The following is an 11506-nucleotide window of genomic DNA, read 5'->3' as shown; positions in this document are numbered from 1 at the left end:
GAGTTTGTTGGTGAGCAGGATCAAATCCCCCCTGTTTTTTCAGCAAAAAATATAAACGGGAAAAGAGCTTATGAGTATGCCCGCAAAGGCGAAGAAATCGAAATGAGTGACGGCGTTCCTCTCCCTCCAGAGACGTCTCATCCACCGTTTCCTGCGTTCCCTCCGCCAACTCTCGATTCGCTTGCTCCTCCACCAGAGACAGATAATTGGGATTAAACAAACTCGTCAACACATGAACCAGGCGATCGCGCTGCTGACGGCTTAGACTGGCGATCGCCGCCTGATCCCCTTCCAACGGGTTCTCCGTCAACACATTCGCCCCCGGATAGGTATCCCGCACCATCCGCTCATAAGCCCCCAGATAATCCGCCAGGGTTAACTTCCAATCCAAACGAAACCGATTCGGTCGAGCCTTAATAAAAATGTGATAGCGAATCAGACGAGAGATCAGCGTACTCTCCTCATCCCTCTCCCCCGTTTCCCCATTCACATACTGATTTTCCAGAGGTAACTCTGGCATCATCTCATAGACCTCCCGCCAGAGATCGCGAGTATTGCGGGGTCGTTGGGCGATCGTCTCGGGTGACACCCAAGACCCCTCCCCAGCCGCCTCCCGCAACTGCGCCGCATTCGCACCAATGACCGTCAACGCCATTAGACTTAAGGCAATCACCAAAAAATGCGTAACTCGCTTCTGCAATCGGGAGGACATCATGGCTCAAACCCGTTCCAACAATAGGACTCTCAATCCATCTAACATTGATCTAGCACTCAGATCTAGCACTGGCCTTTAATCGCCAATAATCTCAGGTTGCGTCAACTCATCAGACATCTCAACGATCGCCCGCACCACCGGCTTCATCCCCGGCTCATCCAAATTATCAAAATCTTCATAGCGCCGACGTTTAGCGCGATTGGCCACCTGGACGGTGATACGATAGCGATTCGAGGCTGCATCGACGAGTTCTTCGGCGCGACGCATTAAGTTTGTGGTTTCGAGGGGAGTGCGTTTCTGCATAAAAGGGGTGAACCGGCTCAGACAAAAGAACATCCCCCAGTGTAACAAACTCTTTGCCCGAATGAGTCCGCCAGAATCGGCCGACCACAACGAATCCGCAGACTGGAGTTTAGGCGTTGACAGAAACCGCCAATGTGTTATAATGATAAATCGTTTGCCGATGTAGCTCAGTGGTAGAGCACTCGATTCGTAATCGAGCGGTCACGAGTTCAAATCTCGTCATCGGCTTTTTTAGTCTGGGGGGCGTTCCGTGCGATCGATGACCCAGAGATTGCCCGCCTCTTGCCAGGACCAAATCAACCGTGGTTGGTCTCGCGAGAGTCTGCCATCGTTCATCTCATAGATGACATCCACCTCAACCACCGCCTCATTGCGATCCTCGCGTATAACTCGGATATCATTCACCCGCACCCGATCAACCGTACTCCACCAATCCCGATAACTCTCAAAACCCTCAGGATGTAGATTGCGATTTTGCTGCATCTCGCGAGATAAGCGATTCCAGCCCAAACTGAGGTCATAGACATTATCCCCCCCTAAAGCCGCATAATAATCGCGAGTACTGTCACTGACAGAAGGACGCGGTTCCGGTGTTGGTTCTGGAGTGGGTTCCGGAGTGGGTTCCGGTGTCGGAGTGGGCGTCGGGGTGGGTTCCGGTGTTGGTTCCGGAGTCGGTTCCGGAGTCGGTTCCGGCGTCGGGGTAGGCGTCGGGGTTGGTGTCGGTTCTGGTGTCGGAGTGGGCGTCGGGGTAGGCGTAGGCGAGACAACGACTGAGTCATCATCTTGAGGGGTGCGATCGCTATCCTGCAAGGCCACCGTTGCCATCACCCCACCGCCAATCACCCCCAGCAGCAACGCACCTAAAAGAACCCCTTTCTTATTCTTCGAGGCCGGGCCAGGCGAGGGATTCGTACCCGGTGAAGGAACTCCAGGGGAAACGGCTTCAGTGGCTCCCTGCGTCGGTGGAGGTGTGCCTGCATTCCAACCTGGGGCAACCGCCACCGTTGGCCCGCTCGTCTCTGGCCCAGGGGCCGTTGGAACCACCGGCGGAATTGGAGTAGATCCGTTGCGATCTAACGCCGCTAACATCTCCTCGGCACTGGCAAAGCGATCGCGAGGATAGGCCGCGATCGCCCGCTCCAACACCGCCGCCAAAGGGCGATCCTGGATCGTCAACAGCGATTGCCAGGAAATCTCCCCAGTGCGAGGATCACTCGGCAAATCCTGGGGAAGCTTACCCGTCAACAGAAAAATCGCCGTTAGCCCCAAACTATACAAATCACTCGAAAACAACGGCCGGCCCGCCGCCTGTTCACTCGACATAAAGCCCGGCGTACCAATCACAATACTGCTCGTCAGGGACCCCGAACCACTCATCACCGTGGTCATCGTTTCCCGTACCGCCCCAAAATCAATCAAGACCGGCTTTCCATCGCGATCGCGCAAAATAATGTTATCCGGCTTAATATCCCGATGCACAATCCCCTGACGATGCACAAACGCCAACACCGGCAACACCTCCCGCAACAGATCGCGAATCTCCGACTCCGAGAAAGTTCCGCGACGATTCAGCCGTTCCGTCAGAGTTAAGCCCTCAACCCACTCCTGAACCAGATAAAACTGCTCAGCTTCGACAAAATAGGCATAAAGCCGGGGAATTTGAGGATGATTATCCCCGAGCGATTCCAAAATCGCCGCCTCGCGGGCAAAGCGTTGTTCAATCAACCGCCGCGTCGCCTCATCCTGACTGGTGGGTTTAAGCTGCTTGAGAACACAACGCCGGTGAGACGGCATTTGCGTATCTTCGACTAGAAACGTCTCACCGAAGCCCCCTCGCCCTAAAGATTGTAAAATTCGATAGCGTTGGTTTACGAGTGTCATGAGGCCAGTTGACAGGTGACGGTTGACAGTTGAGAGTTAGGAGAGGGGAGAGGGGAAGAAAAGGCAAGAGGCAAAAGGGATAACCCACCCCTGACCCCTCCCAAGAGGGGATGGCAAGAGGCAAAAGGGATAACCCACCCCTGACCCCTCCCAAGAGGGGAGAAACAACGTAGGGGCAATCCCTTGTGGTTGCCCGCCCTTGTAGTTGCCCTAGGCAAGAGGCAACTTAATCAGAGACTCTCACCAGGCTCGCGCGATCGCCTAGGATAGACAAAACTGACATAAAACCAATGGAAACAATACCATAGCAAGGTTTCCCCCCTTTTAACTGTGACGAGTTCATCAGTTATAGGTCATCGTTAGATTAGTAACGGCTCATTAGTAACGGCTCATTGTTCATTCTTCTATTGTGGAACGTCCCCATTCTGCCTCAAAACGTCTACTTATCGCCGCAAGTGGCACTGGCGGCCATGTCTTCCCCGCCCTCGCCACCGCTGAATGCCTAAGCGATCTCGAAATCGAGTGGTTAGGCGTTCGGGATCGCCTCGAACGGCAATTAGTCGGCGATCGCTATCCCGTGCATCTGGTTCAAGTTGAGGGATTTCAGTCTCGCCCTGGCTTGGGAACGCTACGAGTCATCTATCGCTTAGTTAAAGCCACAATCCGCTGTCGTCAACTCCTCAAACGGGGACAATTCGACGGCGTATTTACCACTGGGGGCTATATTGCCGCCCCGGCCATTCTAGCGGCGCGATCGCTGCAACTCCCCGTCATTCTCCATGAATCTAACGCCATTCCCGGCAAAGTTACCAAATGGTTCGCCCGTTGGTGTGACGTGGTAGCGGTTGGGTTCCCTGAAGCCGAACGACGACTCGCCCAATATCCCACGATTTGCCTCGGAACCCCGGTGCGATCTTCCTTTCGGGAATCGCACCGCCTCGACTTACCCATTCCCCCGGATGTGCCTCTAATTGCCGTTATGGGTGGGAGTCAAGGTGCCGTAGCGGTGAATCACTTGGTGCGTCAATGCGCCCCCGCTTGGTTCGAGTTAGGGGCTTGGGTGGTTCACCTCACCGGGGAGAATGACCCGAATGCGGGCAGTTTACAACATCCTCAGTATCTTGCTTTGCCCTTTTATGATCAAGTAGCGGCTCTGTTGCAACGGGCTAATTTGGCGATTTCTCGTGCGGGTTCGGGGTCCTTAACCGAGTTGGCGATCGCCCATACTCCCGCCATTCTCATCCCCTTTCCCTACGCCGCCGAAGACCATCAATTCTATAACGCCGTCGGCTTTATGGAAGCCGGCGCCGCCCGACTCTTCCGCCAAGAACATCTCTCGCCAGAACTCCTACAAACGGAAGTTGAAACCCTCATAAAAGACCCCGAACAACTCCAGCAGATGACCACCGCCATGTCACATTTAGCGATTCCCAACAGTGCCGAGCGTTTGGCTGAATTGATCCGCGAGAAACTGAATTAGAACGGTTCATCAATGATGCTGAATCAATCATCCTGACTCCTTGATGGCTGTTGCCCTAACACCTGTTCATCGTTCATCGTTCACAGCATTACCTACAGCGTTCCATTTTGTCCCAGTCTAGCCCTAACCCCCTATCTCACATATCCCCCAAAAAGGGGTTTTTTCCCTCAGCGCTGAGCAACAAACCTCTTGCGTTCGGACTGTTGCTCATTTTTCTGGTCTCGTTGTTTCTGAGATTTTGGCAACTTAACCGCTTTAATACCCTTATTTTTGACGAAATCTATTTCGCCGATCACGGGTTTAGTTATCTCAAACAACTGGATTTATTCGATGTTCACCCACCTCTCGGAAAATACTTTTTAGCCCTAGGAATTTGGCTTCACGCTCATCTTTTTGGCGGGGCGACAACCTTCGCTGAAGCCACCGCCGTCAGTCAACTTAACGCGATCGCCTATCGCTGGCTGAACGCCGTCACCGGGTCCCTAATTCCTCTGTTAGTGGGGGCGATCGCCTACCAATTGACCCGTCGCGATCGCCTCACGCTTCTCGCCAGTGGATTCGTTGCCCTCGATGGCTTACTTCTGGTTGAATCTCGCCTAAGTTTAATCAACGTCTATCTCATCTTTTTCGGATTACTCGGACTTTGGTGTTTTGGTAAGGCGATTGCCGAAAATATGTCCCTAAAATGGCTAATTTTAGCTGGAGGATTTTGGGGCGCTTGTGCATCCGTCAAATGGAATGGACTCGGCTTTTTGCTCGGTGTATATCTCTTATACGGACTTGCCTGGGGACTCGATGAACTCCAACATTGGCGTTCTCCTAACCCAAACCTTCCCAGCAGACCAACCCCAATTAAAAACCCCCTAAAATCCATCTCCCAAATTCCCGTACTTCAATTTGGACTTAGCTTTGGCATTGTCCCCTTTATGATCTATCGCCTGCAATGGATTCCCCATCTACAACTTCAAACTAACTTTACCTTTTTGGGAATGCAGCGCCAAATTTTAGGCTATCACGAAAGTATTGGCAGTAGCGTTGATGATCATCCCTATTGTTCCTCGTGGTATAGTTGGCTTGGGATGTATCGTCCCGTCGCCTATTACTTTGAAAAAATCGAAATTCAGGGAGAGACCACCATTTTTGATATCCATGCTTTTGGTAATCCAATCCTCTGGTGGCTCTCCACGTTAGCCATAGCTGGATTGATATGGAAATGGGTTTCTAGCTTAGGAGATTGGTGGACAAATAAACAGTTTTGTGGTAATAACTTTTACCTACAAAGTATTATTATTACTCAGTATTGTGCCAACTTTCTACCTTGGGCAAGTGTCTCGCGCTGTACCTATATTTACCACTATATGGCAGCCTCTATACTTGCCGTTATGACCCTGGCGGGATGGGTTGACTCTGGCTTAAGGCAACGCCATTGGCTTTGGCGTAGTCTGAGTTGGGGCGCGATCGCCGTCATCATCGCCGGGTTTATCTTTTGGCTACCCATCTATCTGGGACTTCCCCTCTCTCCTGACCAGTTTAACCGCCGTATGTGGTTTCCATCCTGGTATTAGGGAATAGGGAATAGGGAACTGGGAACAGGGAACAGGGAACAGGGAACAGGGAATAGGGAACAGGGAACAGGGAACAGGGAACACCGGAACTGGGAACAGGGTGTGCCTCATCAGATCGGGAAACGCTATATGATGTCTAACCATTAGCGACTCAAGAATCACAACGAACAACAAACTAACTATGATTCGGCATTGGCAAAGTTGGCTCATCCTCGGGGCGGTGATTTTGGTGGCGATCGCGCCAATGCTCGAACGTAGCTATCCAATCACCCATTCGACCCACTTTAACCTCAGTTGGGCCATTCAATACCAACATCAGTTTTTTAGCGGACAAGTCTATCCTCGCTGGCTAGAATTCTCCAACTTCGGCTTTGGTAATGCCACCTTTGCCTTCTATCCCCCCCTTTGTATGCTGGCGACCTTGCCCTTTCGCGCCCTGGGATGGGGACTCGAAGGCTCTCTCATTGGTAGCATGGCCCTGGCCCTAGCCGTCCTAGCCGCTGGCTTATATGGCTTAGGCGATCGCCTCTTTCCTCGCTGGATTGCCATCCTCGTTGCCGCCTTGGGCATCCTCTCCCCCTATTTCCTGGTCGATATCTATCAACGAGGGTCCCTCGGAGAAGTCTGGGCCATCGCCCTCATTCCCTGGATTAACCTCACCACCCTAGACCTCGTTGCAGAAGACCTCGTTGCAGAAAACCATCACCCGCCCAACCCACTCGATTCAGACGAAGACCCCGACCTCTCCAGGAGAGGCCTCCTCACAAGCTGGAGAACCCTCCTGGGAAGCAAAATTCTACCCTTGACGGGGGCCTATACCCTCCTCATCCTCTCCCATCTGCCCACCCTGCTGATTTTCACCCTGATTTGGCTACCTTTTCCCGCCTGGATCGCCGCCCCAGGCCAACGCAAATCGGCCTTATATCGCTGTTACCTTGCCGTTCTCCTGGCCCTTGGACTGAGCGCATTTTTCCTCATTCCCATTCTCCTCGATAGCGGTTCCGTACAACTATCCGCCCTCTACAATTCCCCCGACTACCTGCCGCAAAATCGCCTCATCCTATCGGGACTTTGGCAATTCCAGCCCCAACTCACAGACCATTGGTTCGATCGCGGGTTACTCGATCTCTGGTGGCTGTCCCTGTTCGTTAGCCTCGGGGCAGCTCTGGTTCGCCTCGGGATCGCCTGCGATTGGCTTCCCAAAGCCCCCCAATTGCGCCTCAGTGGCTATTGGCTCGTGGGCAGTAGCATTGCCTTGCTGATGACCACCGATCTCCTAGGATGGCTGTATGAACCCACCTACGTCTTACAAGCGATTCAGTTTTCCTGGCGTTGGCTGGCCATTCCCTGCGTCTATGTGCCATTGCTGCTCGGACATGGTCTGGCCACGAGCGATCGCAGCCATTCCTCATCCCCCGCCCGTCAAGGCGCCGTCGCCCTCCTCTGCGGGCTGTTAGGCGTGGCGATCGCCACCCAGATCGCCCAAGGCATCATGATCGCCGAACGAGCCAGCTACGACCCCTCAAGCATCCATCAATTTGCCCGACTGGCCAGCCAAAAAACCATCAGTGACACCTACACGCTGCCCCCAGGAGAGCTATTTCTCAACTGGCATTGGCGACGCGGACAACAACTTGCTCTTGTCGATGTCTACGAATATCGAGCCAAATGGGTAAACTTAGAAATGCCACCGCCTCAGGAGTATCCCTTATTAGCCTGGCAAAATGGAGGAGAAGGGGAGCTATCACGCGATCGCTGGCAACCCGGTCAACGAGTCTTTTCCGCTCACAATCCCACCCTCGTCTCCCAAGCCGTCGAACTACGGACCTTCGACTATCCCGCTTGGTTCGTTCGTCTCGATGACCGCCCTTGGCAACGGGTTGACCATACCCCAGATGGGCGGATTCAAGTCTGGATTCCTCCGGGAGTTCATCAAGCCACCATTGCCTATCAGGGAACGTTTGCAGAGCATCTTGGAGTCATCATCACCAGCGTGACGGGCCTATTCATCGGCTTAGGATTAGCCCTCAGCATCCACTGTTTTGTGTAACCCCTTACCCTATCGCCCCAACCATCATGTGGTCAGCCTTGAAACGACGTTTGGCTCAACGCACCTTCGACATCTCCTCGTCCGAAGGGTACAAGATGATTGCGGCCACCGGTGTTGCTGGACTTGTTTTGGTATTACGGGGTTTGGGACTCTTGCAAGGGGCCGAATGGGCCGCATCGGATCTCTTTTTACGCCTACGACCCTCCTCTCCCCTCAATGACCGTCTGTTAGTGGTGGGAATTGATGAAGATGACTTACGGGAAGTGGGAACCTGGCCGATTCCTGACCAGGTTTTGGCCGATTTGATTGAACGCTTAAATGAGTCAAACCCTCGCGCCATTGGCTTAGATATCTATCGAGATTTACCCGTTGAGCCGGGTCATGACGAACTGGTTGAGTTGTTTGAACAGCAAGAGAACCTCATCGGAATTGAGAAAATTGGCTACGAACCCGGTTCTAAAGTGGATGCGCCTCAGGTTCTCAAAGACCGAAATGCGGTCGGGTTTAACAATACATTGGTCGACGCTGATGGGGTTGTCCGCCGTAGTTACCTCTTTCTGCGTGATGAGAATCGGCAGTTTCATCGTAGCTTTGCTCTCAAGTTGGCGTTGCTGTACTTGGAACAGGAGAATATGACCCCCCGAGAGGCCCCGACGGGGGAGATGCAGCTCGGTACAGTGGTCTTTCCTCGCTTCGAGGCCCATGATGGCCCCTATGTTCAGGCCGACGATCGCGGCTATCAGTTTCTACTCAACTATCGCGGTCCCGCTAGCGATATTAAAACCGTCACCTTACAGCAAGTCTTAAATGGGGAGGTGTCCGACGAGTTGATTCGCGATCGCGTGGTCTTGATTGGTTCGACCGCGTCGAGTATCCGAGATGTGTTTATTACCCCCTATAGTCGCAGTCTTCTCAATACTCAGAAGGAAGTCCCCGGGGTATTACTTCAGGCCGAGTTTGTCGGACAGCTTCTCGATGCGTCGTTAGAGGGACGGCCCATGCTGACCGTCTGGCCGGAACTGGCTGAAGTCATCTGGATCTTAGCTTGGGCTTGGTTAGGGGCGTTCCTGAGTTGGATCTTACCCTCGGTGCGGCGATCGCTGGTGGCTCTCATCATCGCCATGCTAGTGTTGACCGGACTCAGCTATGGTGCGTATTGTCTCCATGTTTGGATTCCGGTGATTCCGGCCCTGTTGTCTCTCTCTGGCTCAACGGCTGTCATTGTGGGCTATCTCGCCTATTTAGGTGAGGAATTACGCAAATCTAAGGAATTTTTGCAAAGCATCATCAATACGATTCCTGACCCCATTTTTGTCAAAGATACCGCCTTACGTTCTGTGGTGTTGAACCAAGCCTATAGTGACTTAGTCGGCTATCCTCTGACGACATTACTCGATCGCTCAGAATCTGAAATCTTTCCCCAAGCCCAAGCCGAAGCTTTCCGGCGAGAAGATGAACAGGTTTTGCAAACCGGGTGCGATCGCGAAACCGAAGAAACCCTCACCGACGCTGAAGGAAACATTCATATCCTGGCCACCAAGCGATCGCTTCACGCCGATGGCTCGGGTAACCACTTTCTCATTGGTGTCATTCGCGATATTACCGAACGCAAGCTCCTCGAAGACCAACTGAAACAGATGGCCGCCGAGTTGGCCGAGTCCAATGCTGCCCTCAAACAAGATGCCAATCACGACGAACTCACAGGATTGCCCAACCGCAAACTTTTTCAAGAACGTCTTAGACAGTCTATTGATTGGGCGCAAAGCAATCAAAAACTTGTGGGAGTTATGTTTTTAGATCTCGATGGATTCAAGGAGGTTAATGATACCTTGGGTCACGCTTCCGGTGATATTTTGCTACAACATGTTGCCAATCGGTTGAGTAGCAGTTTACGAGGAAGTGACACTGTTGCTCGCCTGGGTGGAGATGAATTTACCGTTATTTTGCCCGGCATTCCGAGCGTTGCGGATGCCGAGCGTGTCGCTCAAAAATTAGTCAAAACCCTCTCTGACCCCTTTGAGCTAGCAGAGGGAACCGTCTCAGTCACCACCAGCCTAGGAATTGGTATTTACCCAATCCATGAACATCAGCTTGATCAGCTAATTCATCTCGCCGACGAAGCCATGTTTGAGGCTAAAAAACAGGGCAAAAACTGTTATTGTTTGGCCCAATCAACTCCCAACGCCTCAGGGTGAACACCTGGGGATGTCCCAAAGGGACTGACCCTGAGTGCAGCCTCTAGCCTGAACCGGATGGCTGAGGGTCCCTCTTGTCCCGCGAGACTTAATAATAGGGAACCTCAAAGTTAGAGGGGTCTTGAATAAAGCGTAACGCCTCCTCCTCAAGACGATGGATCAGGATCGGTTCTAGACTTTTATCTTGACGCAGCGCACTTAAATAACCATCTAAGTAGAGTCTAAGATCATCAGTGCGATAGCCTCGACCCCAGAGACTCGTAAAGCGGTCAGTCAAGGCTTGGTAATGCCGGATTGTCAGAGTATTTTGTAACATGGTTAAGCCGGTTAACAGAAGGACAAATTGACGGGGAACAGGAGAGTCAGCCCGAGGGCTGACCCTCTCCTTTCAGGGTAACAGAAACCACTCAAGCCTGTCTCTGACCGAGATCACTGGCCAACGTCAGGTAACAGGAGTTACAGAACCATGACAAAGCCTTTGCTAGCGTAGGGTTGCTTCTCGTTTCAGACCGATCGAACACTACAGGGGTATAGTTTGTTGTGAGTTCTGTTTGCATCCAAATCGTTGAGGGAAACCCTCAACTGCGATCGCTCCTAGGTTGGCATCTTCAGCAAGCCGGATATAGCGTGTGTCAGTCCGCAGACCTCCGACACGCACAAGATGTCTTCTATCACCGCCAGCCGACCTTAGCCATTGTTGACTCAGATCTTCGAGACGGAGATGGGGTTGAATTTGCCCGTTGGCTTTATCAACAACATCAATGTCTTGTCCTCATGTTATCAGCGCGTAATAGCGAAGCTGACATCGTCACCGCCCTCAAAGCCGGGGCTGATGACTATATCTGCAAACCCTTTGGAATGCAGGAGTTTCTGGCTCGGGTCGAAGCCCTCTTACGTCGTCACCGCACCATGGCGCCTCCCGCCTATCTCGAATATGGTGACATCAAAGTCGATATCGTGCAGCGGCGTGTCCGCTATCAAGATCAACCCATTGAATTAACCCCGCAAGAGTTCAGCTTACTGTACGTGTTAGCTCAGGCTGGAGGAACGCCCCTGAGTCGTTCAGAGTTACTACAACGAGCTTGGCCCGATGCGATTGATAACCCCCGCACCATTGACACCCATGTTCTCTCGCTGCGGAAAAAAATCGAACGAGATCCTCGCCAACCGAACTTAATTCAAACCGTTCGCAATGTGGGATATCGCTTCAACCTCACGGGGGCCGAATCCCTTGTCGAATCTCCTCCGGGCCAAGAGTTTCAAGACGCCTACACCGTCAATCGTCATAGCCTAAATAGTCTCAATGGTCAACCCGGA

At 52.5% G+C, this 11506-nt stretch carries 9 protein-coding genes and 1 tRNA gene; 7 read left to right on the top strand and 3 right to left on the bottom strand.

Translation table 11 applies throughout. The annotated features are described in order from the left end of the window. The first annotated feature begins 24 nt into the window (after nucleotides 1-24). Nucleotides 25-216 (top strand): hypothetical protein, encoded by a 192-nt coding sequence (locus R6U67_RS12345; RefSeq protein WP_410252828.1) that lies wholly within the window; start codon nucleotides 25-27, stop codon nucleotides 214-216. Between the two features lie 574 nt (nucleotides 217-790). On the opposite strand, the gene R6U67_RS12340 is transcribed toward R6U67_RS12345, so the two are convergent. Beyond that, on the bottom strand, nucleotides 791-1018 hold the full coding sequence (locus tag R6U67_RS12340; RefSeq protein ID WP_068789795.1) for a DNA-directed RNA polymerase subunit omega: 228 nt from the start codon (nucleotides 1016-1018) through the stop codon (nucleotides 791-793). Between the two features lie 156 nt (nucleotides 1019-1174). On the opposite strand from R6U67_RS12340, the gene R6U67_RS12335 reads away from it, so the two are divergent. Further along, a tRNA-Thr gene (locus R6U67_RS12335) sits at nucleotides 1175-1246 on the top strand. A gap of 3 nt (nucleotides 1247-1249) precedes the next feature. Here the strand turns inward: R6U67_RS12335 and R6U67_RS12330 are convergent. Next, nucleotides 1250-2899, bottom strand: coding sequence for a protein kinase domain-containing protein (locus tag R6U67_RS12330; RefSeq protein ID WP_410252827.1), 1650 nt, complete (start codon nucleotides 2897-2899; stop codon nucleotides 1250-1252). 409 nt (nucleotides 2900-3308) lie between these two features. Between R6U67_RS12330 and murG the strand changes: the two genes are divergently transcribed. From murG to R6U67_RS12310, 4 genes are all read left to right on the top strand, one after another. Then, entirely contained in the window at nucleotides 3309-4379 is a 1071-nt protein-coding gene (gene murG, locus R6U67_RS12325) for an undecaprenyldiphospho-muramoylpentapeptide beta-N-acetylglucosaminyltransferase (protein WP_410252826.1), read from the top strand. Nucleotides 4380-4582: 203 nt separating this feature from the next. Next, nucleotides 4583-5944, top strand: coding sequence for a phospholipid carrier-dependent glycosyltransferase (locus tag R6U67_RS12320; protein ID WP_410252825.1), 1362 nt, complete (start codon nucleotides 4583-4585; stop codon nucleotides 5942-5944). A gap of 181 nt (nucleotides 5945-6125) precedes the next feature. After that, entirely contained in the window at nucleotides 6126-7994 is a 1869-nt protein-coding gene (locus tag R6U67_RS12315) for a hypothetical protein (RefSeq protein WP_410252824.1), read from the top strand. A gap of 26 nt (nucleotides 7995-8020) precedes the next feature. Continuing rightward, nucleotides 8021-10189, top strand: a complete 2169-nt coding sequence (locus R6U67_RS12310; RefSeq protein WP_410252823.1) for a CHASE2 domain-containing protein — start codon at nucleotides 8021-8023, stop codon at nucleotides 10187-10189. Nucleotides 10190-10277: 88 nt separating this feature from the next. On the opposite strand, the gene R6U67_RS12305 is transcribed toward R6U67_RS12310, so the two are convergent. Beyond that, nucleotides 10278-10505, bottom strand: coding sequence for a DUF6761 family protein (locus R6U67_RS12305; protein ID WP_410252822.1), 228 nt, complete (start codon nucleotides 10503-10505; stop codon nucleotides 10278-10280). A gap of 224 nt (nucleotides 10506-10729) precedes the next feature. On the opposite strand from R6U67_RS12305, the gene R6U67_RS12300 reads away from it, so the two are divergent. Continuing rightward, nucleotides 10730-11506: response regulator transcription factor (locus R6U67_RS12300; protein ID WP_410252821.1), on the top strand; the 777-nt coding region annotated here is incomplete at its 3' end.

It is taken from the genome of Sodalinema sp., assembly GCF_046483825.1.
Taxonomy (GTDB): Bacteria; Cyanobacteriota; Cyanobacteriia; order Cyanobacteriales; family Geitlerinemataceae; genus Sodalinema.
This window is presented reverse-complemented; position numbering and strand designations above follow the sequence as displayed.

Coding starts and splice junctions, on each gene's coding strand:
- R6U67_RS12340 (WP_068789795.1), bottom strand. CDS start 1,018: ATGCAGAAACGCACTCCCCTCGAAACCACAAACTTAATGCGTCGCGCC.
- R6U67_RS12330 (WP_410252827.1), bottom strand. CDS start 2,899: ATGACACTCGTAAACCAACGCTATCGAATTTTACAATCTTTAGGGCGA.
- R6U67_RS12315 (WP_410252824.1), top strand. CDS start 6,126: ATGATTCGGCATTGGCAAAGTTGGCTCATCCTCGGGGCGGTGATTTTG.
- R6U67_RS12310 (WP_410252823.1), top strand. CDS start 8,021: ATGTGGTCAGCCTTGAAACGACGTTTGGCTCAACGCACCTTCGACATC.
- R6U67_RS12305 (WP_410252822.1), bottom strand. CDS start 10,505: ATGTTACAAAATACTCTGACAATCCGGCATTACCAAGCCTTGACTGAC.